This is a genomic window from Pseudomonas sp., assembly GCF_030147005.1.
Lineage (GTDB): Bacteria > Pseudomonadota > Gammaproteobacteria > Pseudomonadales > Pseudomonadaceae > Aquipseudomonas.
On record NZ_JASLAW010000199.1, the window covers coordinates 46,136 to 62,098 of the forward strand.

The 15,963-nt window shown below is 59.2% G+C and carries 15 protein-coding genes; 10 read left to right on the plus strand and 5 right to left on the minus strand.

The genetic code is table 11. The features are described from left to right. Positions 1–49: 49 nt before the first annotated feature. From secA to Q1V60_RS18360, 3 genes are all read left to right on the plus strand, one after another. Positions 50–2,785, plus strand: coding sequence for a preprotein translocase subunit SecA (secA, locus tag Q1V60_RS18350; protein WP_300633184.1), 2,736 nt, complete (start codon positions 50–52; stop codon positions 2,783–2,785). 123 nt (positions 2,786–2,908) lie between these two features. Beyond that, positions 2,909–4,126: a bifunctional glutamate N-acetyltransferase/amino-acid acetyltransferase ArgJ gene (gene argJ, locus Q1V60_RS18355; protein WP_300633186.1), complete on the plus strand. Its 1,218-nt coding sequence runs from the start codon at positions 2,909–2,911 to the stop codon at positions 4,124–4,126. Between the two features lie 129 nt (positions 4,127–4,255). After that, complete coding sequence (locus Q1V60_RS18360; RefSeq protein ID WP_300633258.1) at positions 4,256–5,200, plus strand: Nudix family hydrolase; 945 nt, start codon at positions 4,256–4,258, stop codon at positions 5,198–5,200. A gap of 126 nt (positions 5,201–5,326) precedes the next feature. Here the strand turns inward: Q1V60_RS18360 and Q1V60_RS18365 are convergent, their stop codons facing one another. From Q1V60_RS18365 to Q1V60_RS18375, 3 genes are read right to left on the minus strand one after another with little or no spacing between them, the layout of a single operon-like run. Then, a complete protein-coding gene (locus tag Q1V60_RS18365; RefSeq protein WP_300633188.1) occupies positions 5,327–5,905 on the minus strand; it encodes a cob(I)yrinic acid a,c-diamide adenosyltransferase in 579 nt (192 codons plus the stop codon). Positions 5,906–5,907: 2 nt separating this feature from the next. Beyond that, complete coding sequence (locus tag Q1V60_RS18370) at positions 5,908–7,944, minus strand: ATP-binding protein (protein WP_300633190.1); 2,037 nt, start codon at positions 7,942–7,944, stop codon at positions 5,908–5,910. Positions 7,945–7,990: 46 nt separating this feature from the next. After that, positions 7,991–8,908 carry a putative 2-dehydropantoate 2-reductase gene (locus Q1V60_RS18375; protein WP_300633192.1) on the minus strand — a complete coding sequence of 306 codons (918 nt, stop codon included), beginning with the start codon at positions 8,906–8,908 and terminating at the stop codon, positions 7,991–7,993. Positions 8,909–9,031: 123 nt separating this feature from the next. Between Q1V60_RS18375 and Q1V60_RS18380 the strand changes: the two genes are divergently transcribed. Beyond that, positions 9,032–9,517 (plus strand): YajQ family cyclic di-GMP-binding protein, encoded by a 486-nt coding sequence (locus Q1V60_RS18380; protein WP_003193880.1) that lies wholly within the window; start codon positions 9,032–9,034, stop codon positions 9,515–9,517. Between the two features lie 137 nt (positions 9,518–9,654). Continuing rightward, positions 9,655–10,497 carry a mechanosensitive ion channel family protein gene (locus Q1V60_RS18385; protein WP_300633195.1) on the plus strand — a complete coding sequence of 281 codons (843 nt, stop codon included), beginning with the start codon at positions 9,655–9,657 and terminating at the stop codon, positions 10,495–10,497. 203 nt (positions 10,498–10,700) lie between these two features. Here the strand turns inward: Q1V60_RS18385 and Q1V60_RS18390 are convergent, their stop codons facing one another. Further along, positions 10,701–11,984: an OprD family porin gene (locus tag Q1V60_RS18390; RefSeq protein WP_300633196.1), complete on the minus strand. Its 1,284-nt coding sequence runs from the start codon at positions 11,982–11,984 to the stop codon at positions 10,701–10,703. Positions 11,985–12,725: 741 nt separating this feature from the next. Here Q1V60_RS18390 and Q1V60_RS18395 point away from each other — a divergent pair. Together Q1V60_RS18395 and Q1V60_RS18400 are read left to right on the plus strand one after the other, a co-directional pair. After that, a complete protein-coding gene (locus Q1V60_RS18395; RefSeq protein ID WP_300633197.1) occupies positions 12,726–13,151 on the plus strand; it encodes an HIT domain-containing protein in 426 nt (141 codons plus the stop codon). Between the two features lie 3 nt (positions 13,152–13,154). Beyond that, positions 13,155–13,361, plus strand: a complete 207-nt coding sequence (locus Q1V60_RS18400) for a SlyX family protein (protein WP_300633199.1) — start codon at positions 13,155–13,157, stop codon at positions 13,359–13,361. Positions 13,362–13,433: 72 nt separating this feature from the next. Here the strand turns inward: Q1V60_RS18400 and Q1V60_RS18405 are convergent, their stop codons facing one another. Further along, positions 13,434–14,036 carry a cold-shock protein gene (locus tag Q1V60_RS18405; RefSeq protein WP_300633201.1) on the minus strand — a complete coding sequence of 201 codons (603 nt, stop codon included), beginning with the start codon at positions 14,034–14,036 and terminating at the stop codon, positions 13,434–13,436. 430 nt (positions 14,037–14,466) lie between these two features. On the opposite strand from Q1V60_RS18405, the gene Q1V60_RS18410 reads away from it, so the two are divergent. The 3 genes from Q1V60_RS18410 to Q1V60_RS18420 all read left to right on the plus strand — a co-directional run bounded on the left by Q1V60_RS18410 (position 14,467) and on the right by Q1V60_RS18420 (position 15,855). Next, positions 14,467–14,940 (plus strand): Dps family protein, encoded by a 474-nt coding sequence (locus tag Q1V60_RS18410; RefSeq protein WP_003193874.1) that lies wholly within the window; start codon positions 14,467–14,469, stop codon positions 14,938–14,940. A gap of 182 nt (positions 14,941–15,122) precedes the next feature. After that, positions 15,123–15,461, plus strand: coding sequence for a ribbon-helix-helix domain-containing protein (locus Q1V60_RS18415; protein ID WP_300633204.1), 339 nt, complete (start codon positions 15,123–15,125; stop codon positions 15,459–15,461). A gap of 172 nt (positions 15,462–15,633) precedes the next feature. Next, a complete protein-coding gene (locus Q1V60_RS18420) occupies positions 15,634–15,855 on the plus strand; it encodes a zinc ribbon domain-containing protein (protein ID WP_003193872.1) in 222 nt (73 codons plus the stop codon). The last annotated feature ends 108 nt before the right edge of the window (positions 15,856–15,963 follow it).

Below are 15,963 nucleotides of genomic sequence, written 5' to 3' on the forward strand. Positions count from 1 at the left end.
GCCACTCACGGTGCGCCCTCCATCCCTATGTGTGGAAGAACCTGCCGATATGTTTGCGCCTTTGTTAAAGAAACTTTTTGGAAGCAAGAATGAGCGCGAAGTCAAACGCATGCTCAAGACGGTGCAGTTGGTCAATGCCTTCGAAGAGCAGATGGTTGCCCTGTCCGATGAGCAATTGCGCGCCAAGACCGAAGAGTTCAAGGCCCGCATAGCCAAAGGTGAAACCCTCGACAAGCTGCTCCCCGAAGCCTTTGCGGTCGCCCGTGAAGCCGGTAAGCGCGTCATGGGCATGCGCCACTTCGACGTCCAGTTGATCGGCGGCATGACCTTGCATGAAGGCATGATTGCCGAAATGCGTACCGGTGAAGGCAAGACCCTGGTGGCAACCCTGGGCGTTTACCTCAACGCACTGTCCGGCAAGGGCGTGCACGTTGTGACGGTGAACGACTACCTGGCTCGCCGGGACGCCAACTGGATGCGCCCGCTGTATGAATTCCTCGGCCTGACCGTCGGCGTGGTTACGCCGTTCCAGCCGCCGGAAGAGAAGCGTGCCGCCTACGCCGCCGACATCACCTACGGCACCAACAACGAATTCGGTTTTGACTACCTGCGCGACAACATGGCGTTCAGCATGGAAGAAAAATTCCAGCGTGAACTCAACTTTGCCGTGATCGACGAAGTCGACTCCATCCTCATCGACGAAGCCCGTACCCCGCTGATCATCTCCGGCCAGGCCGAGGACAGCTCGCGCCTGTACACCGAGATCAACAAGTTGATCCCGCGCCTGGAGCAGCACATCGAGGAAGTCGAAGGCGTGGTGACCAAAGAAGGTCACTTCACCATCGACGAGAAGACCCGTCAGGTCGAACTCAACGAAGCGGGTCACCAGTTCGTCGAAGAGATGCTGACCCAGATCGGAGAGCTGGCCGAGGGCGAAAGCCTGTACTCGGCGCATAACCTGGGCCTGCTGACCCACGTCTATGCCGGCCTGCGTGCCCACAAGCTGTTCCATCGCAACGTCGAATACATCGTCCAGGAAGGTCAGGTGGTACTGGTCGACGAACACACCGGCCGCACCATGCCCGGTCGTCGCTTGTCCGAAGGCCTGCACCAGGCCATCGAAGCCAAGGAAATGCTCAACATCCAGGCCGAAAGCCAGACGTTGGCGTCCACCACGTTCCAGAACTACTTCCGTCTTTACAACAAACTGTCCGGCATGACCGGTACGGCCGACACCGAAGCGTTCGAATTCCATCAGATCTATGGTCTGTCGGTGGTCGTCATCCCGCCGAACAAGCCACTGGCGCGTAAAGACTACAACGACCTGGTGTTCCTGACCGCCGAAGAAAAGTACGCGGCGATCATCAACGACATCAAGGACGGCATGACCAAGGGCCGTCCGATCCTGGTGGGTACCGCGACCATCGAGACGTCCGAGCATGTGTCCAACCTGCTCAACAAGGAAGGCATCGAGCACAAGGTTCTCAACGCCAAGTTCCACGAAAAAGAAGCCGAAATCATCGCCCAGGCCGGTCGCCCCGGCGCGCTGACCATTGCCACCAACATGGCCGGTCGTGGTACCGACATCCTGTTGGGCGGTAACTGGGAAGTGGAAGTGGCCTCGCTCGACAACCCGACCCCTGAGCAAATCGCCCAGATCAAGGCTGACTGGCAGAAACGCCACCAGGCCGTGCTGGAATCCGGTGGTTTGCAGGTGATCGCGTCCGAGCGTCACGAATCGCGCCGTATCGACAACCAGTTGCGTGGCCGCGCCGGTCGCCAGGGCGATGCCGGTTCCAGCCGTTTCTACCTGTCCCTGGAAGACAGCCTGATGCGTATCTTCGCCTCGGATCGGGTGAAGAACTTCATGAAGGCCCTGGGCATGCAGTCCGGGGAAGCGATCGAGCACCGCATGGTGACGAACGCTATCGAGAAGGCCCAGCGCAAGGTAGAAGGCCGCAACTTCGACATCCGTAAACAGCTGCTCGAGTTCGATGACGTCAACAACGAACAACGTAAAGTGATCTATCACATGCGTAATACGTTGCTGGCCGCCGACAACATTGGCGAGACCATCGCTGACTTCCGTCAGGACGTGCTCAACGCCACCGTCAGCGCGCATATCCCGCCACAGTCGCTGCCTGAGCAGTGGGATGTTGCCGGTCTGGAAGCCGCGTTGAAGAGCGACTTCGGGGTCGACCTGCCGGTTCAGCAGTGGCTCGACGAAGACGATCACCTGTACGAAGAAACCCTACGCGAAAAACTGATGGCCGAATTGCTGGCCGCGTACAACGAGAAAGAAGAGCAAGCGAGTGCCGAAGCACTGCGCACTTTCGAGAAGCAAATCGTTCTGCGCGTGTTGGACGACCTGTGGAAAGACCACCTGTCGACCATGGACCACCTGCGCCACGGTATCCACTTGCGTGGTTACGCCCAGAAGAACCCGAAGCAGGAGTACAAGCGCGAGTCGTTCACGTTGTTCTCCGAGCTGCTGGATTCGATCAAGCGCGATTCGATCCGCGTGCTGTCCCACGTTCAGGTGCGTCGCGAAGACCCGATCGAGGAAGAAGCACGCCTGCGCCAGGAAGCCGAAGCGCTGGCTGCGCGCATGCAGTTCCAGCACGACGAAGCGCCGGGCCTGGACGCGCCTGAGGTGTTGGGCGAAGAGGTCGATGTGGCCCTGGCTCAAACCCCGGTGCGCAACGACCAGAAGCTGGGCCGCAACGAGCTGTGCTGGTGCGGTTCGGGTAAGAAATTCAAACACTGCCACGGCCAGATCGAATAAGATTTTCGCCTGACGCTGCAACACCCCGCGCCGCGACCGGCATCAGCCGTCGCGGCGTTTTGCCATTAACTCCCCCGTCGATAGCGACGGCACACACATCCTCTATTTTCAAGGAGCGCATACATGGCTGTTGGTCTTGGTCCTTTGCCCACATTGCACCCGGTCGCCGGTTTTGAACTCGGTATCGCTTCGGCCGGCATCAAGCGTCCGGGGCGCAAGGATGTGGTGGTGATGCGCTGTGCCGAGGGCTCGACTGTCGCCGGTGTGTTCACCCTCAACGCTTTTTGCGCTGCGCCGGTGATCCTGGCCAAGCAGCGTGTGGCCGGGTCGATTCGTTACCTGCTGACCAACACCGGCAATGCCAACGCCGGTACCGGCGAGCCTGGGCTTGTCGCTGCCGAGCGCACGTGCGCCAAGCTGGCGCAGTTGACCGGCGTAGACGCCAGCCAAGTGCTGCCATATTCCACTGGCGTGATCGGTGAGCCGCTGCCGGTGGAGAAAATCGAAGGCGCTTTGCAAGCTGCGCTGGATGACCTGTCTGTGGATAACTGGGCGGCGGCGGCCACCGGTATCATGACCACCGACACCTTGCCCAAAGGTGCGAGCCGTCAGTTCGTGCACGACGGCGTGACCGTCACCGTCACCGGTATCAGCAAGGGCGCGGGCATGATCCGCCCGAACATGGCCACCATGCTCGGCTACATCGCCACCGATGCCAAAGTCTCCCGTGACGTATTGCAGCGCCTGATGCTGGACGGCGCCAACAAGTCGTTCAACCGCATCACCATCGACGGTGACACCTCCACCAACGACTGCTGCATGCTGATCGCCACCGGCCAGGCCAACCTGCCGGAAATCACGTCTACTGAAGGCCCTCTGTTTGCAGCATTGAAGCAGGCGGTATTCGACGTGTGCATGGACGTGGCCCAGGCCATCGTGCGCGACGGCGAGGGCGCGACCAAGTTCGTCACCGTTGAAGTCAACGGCGGCGGCAACCACCAGGAATGCCTGGATGTGGGTTACACCGTGGCGCATTCGCCGCTGATCAAGACCGCATTATTTGCTTCCGACCCGAACTGGGGCCGTATCCTCGCAGCCGTTGGCCGTGCCGGCGTGCCTGAGCTGGATGTGAGCAAGATCGACGTCTTCCTCGGCGACGTGTGTATTGCCAGCCGTGGCGCTCGCGCTGAAACCTACACCGAAGCCCAGGGCTCGGCGGTGATGCAGCAGGAAGAAATCACCATCCGTATCGAGTTGGGTCGCGGCGAGTGCAGCGAAACCATCTGGACCACTGACCTGTCCCACGAATACGTGAAAATCAACGCGGAATATCGCACCTGAATGTAGGCGCGAGCTTGCTCGCGAAAAACTCAACGCCACCGCGTTTATCCAGGATGTACGCGTTATCGTTGACGTTCTTCGCGAGCAAGCTCACTTCTGTAAGGGCTATAACGAGAGGAAGCAGTGGCGGTGAAACGAGTGCATGTAGCAGCAGCGGTGATTCGCGGTGTCGATGGCAGAATCCTGCTGGCACGCCGCGCCGATACTCAGCATCAAGGTGGCCTCTGGGAATTTCCCGGCGGCAAGGTGGAGGCTGGCGAGTCAGTCGCTACGGCCTTGTCCCGCGAATTGCAGGAAGAGCTGGGCATCCAGGTCACCACGGCGCGGCCGTTGATCCAGGTGCAGCATGACTATCCGGACAAGCAGGTGTTGCTGGATGTCTGGGAAATCTCGGCCTTTACCGGCGAGCCCCATGGTGTTGAAGGGCAGCCGCTGGAATGGGTGACGCCACGGGACCTGGTGAACTATGCGTTCCCCGCGGCGAATGCGCCGATCGTCGCCGCCGCGCGCCTGCCCGCCGAGTACCTGATCACCCCTGGCGAGCTGGAAACCCCGACGCTGTTGCGCGGCATCCAGAAGGCAATCGCCGGTGGCATCAAGCTGGTTCAGCTGCGCGCGCCCAACGGCTATGACCCGAAATATCGGGACCTGGCGGTGGACGCGGTTGGCTTGTGTGCCGGCAAGGCGCAACTGATGATCAAGGGGCCGTTCGAATGGCTGGGGGATTTCCCCGCCGCGGGCTGGCATATGACCTCGGCGCAGTTGCGTAAATACGCGAGCAAGGGGCGACCACTGCCGAAGGATCGGTGGCTGGCGGCTTCTTGCCACACTGCTGAAGAGCTGGCGCTGGCGGAAATGATGGACGTGGATTTTGTCACGCTGTCTCCGGTTCAGCCGACTCAGACCCATCCCGATGCTCAGCCGTTGGGTTGGGAACAGGCGGCTGAGCTGATCCGTGGGTTCAGCAAGCCGGTGTTTCTGCTGGGTGGGGTCGGGCCGGCAGAGCGAGAGAAGGCCTGGGAGGCTGGGGCTCAGGGCGTGGCGGGTATCAGAGCGTTCTGGCCTGAGGTTTGAGGGTGTCCTGAATGGCCTCTTCGCGAGCAAGCCCGCTCCCACATTCGACCGCGTTCCAACATGGAATGTGGCCCAAATGTAGGAGCGGGATTGCTCGCGAAAGGGCCCGATCAAACACCACAGTATTCAGTGTGGCTTGGCCGCCGCCTGCCACAAAACCTCGGCAATCCCTTGGCGCCTGGCAATCACCCTGGCCGCTACAAACAGCAAATCCGACAATCGATTGATATACGCCAACCCCACCCCCTCCAAGGGCTCGACCGCATTCAAATGCTGACAGCGGCGTTCGGCACTGCGCGCCAGGCTGCGGCACACATGCGCCTGGGCGATCAACGCTGAGCCGCCGGGCAGGATGAAATTCTCCAGTGGCCCGACTTCTTCGTTCCAACGGTCAATCGCCGCTTCCAGCCGATCCACTTCCGCTGCATTCAACGCTTTGTACACCGGCATGGCCAGCTCACCGCCCAGATCGAACAATCGATGCTGGCAAGGCGTGAGCACCTCGATGACATCGTTCAATTGGGGATGCTTGCCGCTCTGTTCTTCAAGGTTGGCCAGCAGCAGCCCCAACTGGCTGTTCAGCGTATCCACCTCGCCGATGGCTTCCACCCGTGGATGGTCCTTGGGCACGCGCCGGCCGTCGCCGAGGCCGGTTTCGCCCTGGTCGCCGGTGCGCGTGTAGATCTTCGACAGGCGAAAGCCCATGGTCATTGCTCCAGTTGGGTGAGTTCTGCGGGGGACAATTGGCTGCCGGCCAACGGCAGGCGCAAGGTGAAACACGTACCTTGGCCCAGGGTTGAGTGCACTTCCATCTGGCCCTTATGGTTATTGGTGATGATGAAATACGACACCGACAGCCCAAGCCCGGTGCCCTGGCCTATTTCCTTGGTGGTGAAGAACGGCTCGAAGGTGCGTTTGCGCACGTTTTCGCTCATGCCGATGCCATTGTCTTCCACCTGGATCTCGGCCCAGGGCGGGTTGAGACGGGTGCGAAGGATGATTCGCCCCGGTTCGCTGTCGTCTTCACGCAGGTGAATTGCTTGGGCGGCGTTTTTCAGCAGGTTGAGCAACACCTGCTCCAATTCGTTGGCTGTGCCGGGCACCGGGCCCAGTTGCGGATCGAACTGGCGGGTGATCGCCTGGCCCTTGAAGTCAAAACCGATGGCGAGGTCGAAATCATTACCGGCGATCTCCACCGCTTGGTCGATCAAGGCCGGCAAGTCACAGGGGGCCATTTGCCGGTTGCTGCGCCGGCTGAAACTGAGCATATGCGTGACGATTTTCGCTGCGCGCGCCCCGGCCTGTTGAATCCCGTCCAGCAACTGCGGGACTTCGCGGCCTTGCAGGTAACGATTGACCAAGTCCAGTTCGATACCCGCCTGTTCGGCGTGCTCCAGGTTCTTGGGCAGGTCGGGTGACAGGCGCCGCCGGATGTTCTGCACGTTGTGCAGGATCGCGCCCAGCGGGTTGTTGATTTCATGGGCCATGCCGGCAGCCAGGCCGCCGACCGAGAGCATTTTTTCCGATTGCACCATCATCTCTTCAAGGGACAGGCGCTGGGTGATGTCGTCGATGCGGATTACCACACCGCGCCCGGCGCCGCCCATCAACGGGTAGAACGTCAGGGCGTAATGCTTTGGCTCGTCATCCTTGACCCAGGTCACCCGCTCGATCCGCTCCACCGTGTGCTGTTCCACGGTGGCCTTGATTTGCGGCAAGTACGGTTTGAGCGGTTGGAACGCAAGGAAAATCGGCTGGTTGAGGGCTTCATCCAGACGCGTGCCGGAAAGCGCAGTGGCTTCCTGGTTCCACTGGGTGACGTAGAGCTGTTCGTCCAGGGCGATCAGCGCCGAAGGCATCGAGTCGATAATGCTGTTCAGGTAATTCTGAAAGCCGGTGAGCTTTTTCTCGATCTTGCTGCGCACCTGCACTTCCAGTTCCAGCTTGCGGTTGGTATGGCGGGTTTCTTCGGCCAAGCCCTGGGCCTGGTCGTAGGCGGCCTGGGAGTCATCCCGTGCGCGTTTGAGCTGCTGCTCCCGGGCCTCGATGCGCGACAGCATGGTGTTGAACGCTTCCGCCAGGCTGCCGATTTCATCATGGTTGCCGGGGCCCGCGCGCAGGGCGTAGTTCTCTTCGCGAGTCACCTGGCGCGAGAGTTCTTCAAGTTCATAAATGGGCCGCGTGATCAGGCGTTTGATCTGCCGCGCAATGACCAGCCACAGCAACACGCTGAAAATCAGGATGCCCAGGCTCGCGGTCAGGGTGCCGGTGTAGAACGCTACCGGTAGCTCACTGCTGGCCACCAGCAGCAAATGCCCTGAAGGTTGGCCGGCGCGGGGCAGGGTGATGACCTGGTTGCTGCGAAATTCAGTGAGACGCCAGGCCTCGATATGCCGGTAGTTGTCGGGCAGGTGCAGGCGGTCTCCGTGTTGCATTTGCGCCAGGCGATTGCCTTCGCCGTCGTACAGGGCGGCGGCGCGCAACGGTGAATAGCTGGTCAGCTCATTGAGCAGCGCGTTGGCCTGGGCGGGAGATTGAAGCGCTTCGGCGGCAAGTGCCGGGTTGGACACCAGCCGACCGATGGCCTGCAACGCCTGGGGCGCCATGCTTTCCTGGGAGATCCAGTAGGCGGCGCTGATAAAAGTCAGGTTGGCCACCAGCAACACGGTGGTCAGCAGCACCAGCAGGGCGGCCAGCAGTTTCTGCCCTACCGGTAAGTTTTCAAGACGCTGGCGCAGTGGCATCAGGTTTTTCGCAGGCGATAGACATAAGGGCAGGGTAGCGCGTGCCTCAGTCGCTGGGCAATCGGCGTGCAACCAAGTACTCCACCAAGCGCACTTGCAGCTGCTGCAGATGCGGCAGCACTTGTTGATGGCGGGCGGCGGCCCGGCAGGCGTAGCCCAGCAGGTAGCTGATTTCGGTACGCCGTGCGTTGGCCACGTCCTGGTACATGGAAGAGTAGTTGGCCGCGGTGGCCTGGATCACCCGTTGCACTTCACTGTGCAAATCCTGCGCAGCCGCGGGCTGGCCGCAGCACTCCAGCAATTGGGTCAACTCAGCGCACAAGGTTGCGACTTCACATTGATGGGCCTGCAGACCGCCGTTGCGGCATTGGTAGAGCACGGTCAGGGGATTGATCGCGCAATTGAGCGCCAGCTTGCGCCACAGGCGGGTGAGGATATCGGTACTCCATTCATGCGGAATGGCGGCCGCCTGCAAATCATCCAGCCACAGCGGCGCGGTAGGGCGCGCCGCATCCCCCAGCCAGGTGTAGCCATGGCCGGCAAATACCACGCGCCATTCGCCGTCGCGAAACGCGCCTTCGGTACTGGAGGCAAAAATGCAACGCGCCTGTGGCAACTGGGCCGCCACCGCGTCCTGGCTGCCGAGGCCGTTTTGCAGCAGGATCAGCTCCGCGTCCGGCGCCAGGCGATGTTGCACCTGTGCGACAGCATGTTGGGCATCGTAGGCTTTGCACGCCACCAGCAGGCGATGAATCGGTTCCGGGCTGTCGGGTATTTCGCCGATGACCCGGTAGGTGTGCGCAATGCCTTGTTCAACCAGGGTCAGCCCCTGGCCCGACGCGTAGCTGGCCAGGCGCGCTTGATCACGCAGGATCAGCCGCACCGGCACGCCTGCGCGCGCCAGCCGCGTGGCCCAGAGGGTGCCCAGGCTACCGGCGCCGAGAATATGCCAGGTGGTCGACATCAGTGTGTGCTCCGTAGGGTCGCCAGCGGTGAACGCGGTGAAAGAACCGCTATAATGCCCCGGCATTTTAGCTCGGGCGCGCTCCATCTCCACTGAGCCCGCCCCTTATATTGGAGAAATCACATGCCTTCGTTCGACGTGGTATCTGAACTGGACAAACACGAAGTCACCAACGCCGTCGAGAACGCCGTCAAGGAACTGGACCGTCGCTATGACTTGAAAGGCAAGGGCAGCTTCGAATTCAAGGAAAAGGAACTGACCGTCAACCTGACCGCTGAGGCCGATTTCCAGCTCGAAGCAATGATCGAAATCCTCAAGCTGGCCCTGGTCAAGCGCAAGATCGACGTGCAGTGCCTTGAAGTCAAGGACGCCTACGCTTCCGGCAAGCTGATGAAGCAGGAAGCCGTGCTCAAGGAAGGCATCGACAAGGAACTGGCGAAGAAGATCGTCGCGCATATCAAGGATGCCAAATTGAAGGTCCAGGCCGCCATCCAGGGCGAACAGGTTCGCGTTACCGGCAAGAAGCGCGACGACCTGCAAGAGGCCATCGCGGCCCTGCGCGCCAAGACTTTCGACATGCCGCTGCAGTTCAATAACTTCCGCGACTGATGGCAGTTTGGGGAACCCGAGGACGTTTTTGACGTCCCACGGCCCAGAATCGGCGCCTACAATTGAGCCCTACGGGGCTCAATTGCGTTTTCAGGCAGTCAATCAAGCCGCATATCCGCGAAGACAGGAGAAGCTACATGGATTTAAACGCAGAAGTGGATCACTTGATCAAGACCTCCCAGTCCTGGATCCCGATGATCATGGAATACGGCAGCCGGGTACTGCTGGCCGTTATCACCCTGGCCATCGGCTGGTGGCTGATCAACGTCTTTACCCACCGAGTAGGGCGCTTACTGGCCCTGCGCAACGCCGACCTGGCGCTGCAACACTTCATCACCAGCCTTGCGAACATAGCGCTCAAAGTCATGCTGATTGTCAGCGTGGCCTCAATGATCGGTGTGGCGACCACCTCGTTCGTCGCCGCTATCGGTGCCGCGACCCTGGCTATCGGCCTGGCCTTGCAAGGCAGCCTGGCCAACTTCGCCGGCGGCGTGCTGATTCTGTTGTTCCGTCCGTTCCGCATCGGTGACTGGATTGAAGCCCAGGGCACCTCGGGTACCGTCGACAGTATCCAGATTTTCCACACAGTGCTGCGAACCGGCGACAACAAGACGGTGATCGTACCCAACGGCATCCTGTCCAACGGCATCATCACCAACACCAACCGCCAGCCGACCCGCAAGGTAGTGTTTGATGTGGGCGTGGACTACGAGGCGGACCTGCAGAAAGCCCGTGAAGTGTTGCTGGAACTGGCCAAAGACCCGCGCGTGCTGGCCGATCCGGCGCCCGTCGCAGTGGTATCGACCCTGGGTGATAGCTCTATCACCGTTTCCCTGCGTTGCTGGACCAATACGCCGGATTATTGGGATGTTGTGTTTATGCTTAATGAACTGGCGCGCGACCGTTTGAAAGCGGCGGGCATTGATATTCCGTTCCCGCAGCGCGTTATTCGCGTGATGCAGGAAGCCCCGACGAAGTGATAAAGCAGTGTCGCGTTTAAGTTGGCCGAAAGGTCAGGTTGAACGCGACGGTTATATATCATGCGTGAATATAGTTACTTAGCTTGCTAGTTACTTTACCGGTGAAATATAACTGCAATAAAAAAGCCGCTCCCTTGTAAACAGGGGAGCGGCTTTTTATTCAAGGTCGAAACCTTAAGTCATCGTTGTAACGGCTTGCGCAATTACAGGATGTTCAGCGGGTAGTTCGCGATCAGACGCAGTTCGTCGATCGAAGGCGAACCGTAGTAAACGCCATCCCCGGAACGATAGGTCGCTTGACGCAGACGCAGGCTGAGGTTTTTAGCCGGGCCGCTCTGAATCACGTACTTGGCTTCGATGTCGCGTTCCCACTCTTTACCGTTGCTGGTGGTGGCCGTGTTGGCGCCGCTACCGGTTACGTAACGCGTCATGAAGCTCAGGCCAGGAATGCCGAAGGTTGCCATGTTGATGTCGTAACGCGCCTGATACGACTTCTCGCCTTCGGCGTTGAAGTCGGAACGGGCGACGGAGTTGGCCAGGAACACTGTGCCGCCGCCATCTACGCCGTAGCCGTAGTCGCCGTCACCGGTCACCTTCTGGGCGGCCAGGGTGAAGGTGTGAGCGCCGATGGTGTACGCGCCCTGCAAGCTGAATGCGCGGTTGTCGAGCTTGGTTACGCCATCTTTCTCTGCGCGCTGCAGGCCGGCGCCGTCGCTTTTGGTGTCGTAGATGTTGAAGTCCAGCGCGAACGACTGATCATCGCTCAGTGCGTGGGTCCAGTTCAGGTTGCTGTAGTACTTGCGGAAGTAATCTTCGGTCTTCGCGTAGTACAGGCTGCCGGTGACTTCCGGTGTGAAGGCATAGACGCCGCCGACAAAGTCGGTCTTCGTCAGGCCCAGGCTGTCGTGGTAGGTCTGGCTCTGCGCGACGCTTGAAGTGAAGTGACCGCCTTCAAGCTTCAGGCCTTTGATTTCGTTGCTGGTGATCGATATACCTTGTGGCAGTTCCGGCAGCAGGCGGCTGTCGTCGGAAGCAAACACAGGGGCGGTGGTGTATTGGTCACCGACTTTCAGGACGGTGTTGGAGATACGGAATTTAACCGCGCCGCCGCCTTTGGAGTACTCATCCTGCGAACGACCGTCGGAGCCGGTAGGGAACAGACCGGTACCCGCGCGACCCTTGCCGCTGTCGAGCTTGAGGCCCATCAGGCCGATCACGTCAACACCGACACCAATGGTGCCTTGGGTGAAGCCCGATTCGTACAAGGCATTGAAGCCCAGGCCGGTTTCTTCGGCACGGCTCTTGGAGCCTGGGCCCGACGGGTTGTTACGGAAGTCGCGGCTGAAGTACAGAGCCCGGGTGTTGATGCTGAAAGTGCTGTCTTCAACAAAGCCTTTGGAATCGCTTTGGGCGGACGCCGTTGCGAACTGCGAGGTGCCTGCTGCCGAAACAGCCAGGGCGATCATGCTCCACTTCATCACGCGCATCGTGATTTGCTCCTTTGGTTTTAGAAGAGTACTGCCGTCCCACCTGTATTTTTATCTGGGCGGCTCTTTCTTTATTGTGTCGGCGCAAAGTTATCTCACGCTGACTCTATTGACGATACTTACCCAACTATCCTTTCAGCTTCTTTACGAGGCTGTCGTAAATTGCAAGCTCCGTGTCGCAAATCACAGCCAGTCGGTAAACGGGCTGACAACTTCAATGCTCTTTTCAGACTGTTTAAAAGTTTGAATCCATCCCTGATACACATTGAAACGCTACTGTTTCCTATCGCGAAACCCTGGCTTCCAACCAGGTGTCGTTGCCGACGATATTGAGGTGAATGCAACAAGCGTGCACAAAGCGCTAATCGAATGTCATTTTTTCGTGAAAAACGTTACGGCAATGTAAAAACCGCATAAGCACGGGGGTTTTAGGTCGTTTGGTTCCGGTTTGACGTTGAGGTGTTACCTCCGTGCGGCGGTTCACAAAACCGGCAACCGGGCAAAACGTTACCGATTGACCCTGCCCGGTGGGTAACGGCCGGCTCCCTTTGAAGCATAGGTGGGTCATTTTGGTGCATCCCGTCAAAGCCCGAGTTAGCGTGGTTCACCGAGCCGACTGCCTCGAAAGGGTGCGTAGAGGCGACCCGTTTGGCTCCGGGCGCTTGCGCATTCGCCGTGAAGCCTTGAGCATTCGGCGTTATGCTGGGCGCCTGTAATTGCCCTGTCGAACGGAGTGCCCACGTGTTCGCTTTAGATCAACGCCTGCAACAAGACACATTGGCCATTGGGGACTTCCCGCTCTGTCGCCTGCTGCTGTCCAATGATTCGAATTACCCCTGGTTCATTCTGGTGCCGCGTATTAACGGTATCAGCGAAGTGTTTCAGCTGGATGTCGCCGAGCAACAGACGTTGTGGCAGGAAACGACGCGCCTCGCACAGTTGCTGAACGAAGGCCTGAGCGCCGATAAGATGAACATCGGCGCGCTGGGCAACGTCGTCAGCCAACTGCACGTGCACGTCATCGTGCGCAAGCGCGACGACGCGGCCTGGCCGGCGCCGGTGTGGGGCAAGCATGCGGCCCGTCCTTACAGTGCAGAGCAGGTGGCGGCGATCCGCGCCCGATTGCGTGAATTACTGCCTGCCGATTTCATTTTTACTCAGGACTGAACCGTGGACCTGCAAGATCGCGTCACCGATCTGGAAAGCCGTCTGGCTTTCCAGGACGACACCATCGAAACCCTCAATGACATTCTGATCGCTCAGCAGCAAGCGGTGGAGCGCCTGCAATTGCAGATGATCGCGTTGCTCAAGCGTCAGGAAGAGATGGGCGGCCAGTTCGAAACCTCGGAAGAAGAAGCACCGCCGCCGCACTATTGAATGAATGCGCAATAAAAAACCGCGATCCAGCCAACACCGGATCGCGGTTTTTTTTTGCAGCGCAGGCTGGAATCAGCGACGCGGCAGAGCAGCGATTACATCTTCAGCTTGCAGGCCTTTGTCGCGGTTCATCACCGAGAACTCCACGCGCTGGCCTTCGACCAGTACGCGGTGGCCTTCACCACGGATAGCGCGGAAGTGGACGAAGATATCGTCGCCCGAATCGCGCGAAATAAAGCCGAAGCCTTTGGAGGTGTTGAACCACTTGACGGTCCCGGTATCCCGGTTGGTCATGTCATAGTTTTGCGACGCGGCCGCAGGGGATGAGCGGTAGAAGCTGATGGCCAAGTGAAGAACGATGGCAACCATAGCAATCACCAGGCTGAGCAGGATGGCCGGGTGGCCACCGACTTCAGGCATGGGCGCCAGCAGGGTAAGGGTTTGAACGACTACGGTCAGCACCAGCAGCGCGCTGACCAGGTTTTGCAGTTGATGACGCGTGCCTTTGTTCCAGTAAGGGATTACCGGTGCAAGTGTCAGGTTGAGAAGGCCGAACAAGGCCAGGTATAGAGCGTCGTATTGTTGCAGGTAGGGCAGGCTTTCAGGCTGCAGGCTCGGGATAAAGGACAGCAGCAAAGCTGCAACGCCCGTTAGCAGGTGGACGATTTTCAACATTTTGATTAACTCACGTTAAGACGGATCACAAGGAAGAGCTGACTGGCACGGTTCGCTTCTGAACAATGGGAGGCGTTGAGCACGTGCGCGGGTATCAGCCTATGTGACGTGCCGCAGAAATGAACGGCAGCCACACGCCGCCTATTTAACAGCAAAGGCTGTGCCTACTCAAATCAAGCATTTCAGGGTATTGCAATCTTGGCGGCATTTTCGCGTCGGAGGCTTGTCCTAGACGGGTGCAGGTAATTTCAGCGGCCTTCCGAGCGTTTTTTCCTACTCGGCAACCGGCTCGCCGGCCGCTGCCTCGCAAGCGGTGCGGGGCGATTTGCCGCACGTCGCTTGGCTGTGCCGGGCTGCACGCGGCCTGCACTCTTGCTAGAGTGGTCCTGCACCTGATCAATGAATGCTCATTAATTGAAGGGGAAAAAACATGGCAATCGATATTGGTATCAGTGAAGAAGACCGTAAATCCATCGTCGACGGGCTTTCACGGCTGCTGTCCGATACCTATGTACTGTACCTGAAGACCCACAACTTCCATTGGAACGTCACGGGCCCCATGTTTCGTACGCTGCACTTGATGTTCGAAGAGCAGTACAACGAGCTGGCGCTGGCGGTGGATTCCATTGCCGAGCGTATCCGTGCCCTGGGCTTTCCGGCACCGGGTGCCTACTCGATCTACGCCCGTCTGTCTTCGATCAAGGAAGAAGAGGGTGTGCCGAGCGCTGAAGAGATGATCAAGCAATTGGTAGCTGGTCAGGAGGCCGTAACCCGCACCGCGCGGGGCATTTTCCCGCTGCTCGACAAGGTCAGCGATGAGCCGACGGCAGACCTGTTGACCCAGCGTATGCAAGTGCACGAAAAAACCGCGTGGATGCTGCGCTCGCTGCTCGAAAACCAGTAACCGTCGAACTCGGGTGGCGTCTCCATGGCGCCGCTCACTTGTTTCCCTGTGTTTGCTGGCGTTGTCCTACGACGCCCAACTCCCCCGTCTTCTGGCTGCTCGTCGCTTCCTGCTGTTTTATAGGCTTACCGTCCAATGGGAGAAACCCATGGACTGCTGTTTGGCAAGGGAGTGTCACGTGTATGTCATGTGGATTGGGTAAGGGCGTGGAAACCTCTGGTTTTCACAAGATAAAGGTCGACCCCTTTGCGAAAGGGTTCGACATGGGGCTCGCCAAACCATTATCGCGGTCGGTGCGGCTCAACGGGTTTTCCACGTGCCTGCGGCTTGAACAGATCTACTGGAATATCCTGACGGAAATAGCCAGGATCAATACCTGCTCGGTCAGTGCGCTGTTGTCCTACGTCGACCGGGAAGTGCATTTGCGTTATGGCGGTGTGAAGAACTTCAGCGGGCTGGTGCGCGTGGTGTGCGTCGTTCACCTGTTGAAAGGTCGCCTCGGCGCGTGTGGGCCAATGTGATAGGAGGGCTCCAAGGCCCGGCTCTTCCTTCTGGCGGGCCGGGCCTTGGGCAGAAAGCCGGCTGCGCTGCCTCGATTTACCAGATATAATCCCGCGCTTTGCTGCGCATGCCGGGCTTTATGCAAAACGGCAGGGCGTGGCGCAGTAACGATCTGATCGCCGAGACATCTCCATGCCCATGTACGACTATCAATGCGCTTCCTGTGGTCATCAGTTGGAAGCCATTCAGAAGATCAGCGCCGCGCCGTTGGTCGATTGCCCTGCCTGCCAGGCACCTGAGTTGAAAAAAATGTTGTCCATGCCGGGCTTCCGCCTGAGCGGCAGCGGCTGGTACGAGACCGATTTCAAGACCGGCGCCAAGAAGAATCTGGCGGGCGGCGACAAAGCAGACTGAGTTGAACTCTACGCGCAGGCTCCCGCATTATCCGTCCCCTGCTTTAATGTACGGTGACGAGGCAGGCCTGCCACCGAATTTCGAATTACGAGAAGTGAAAACACTACC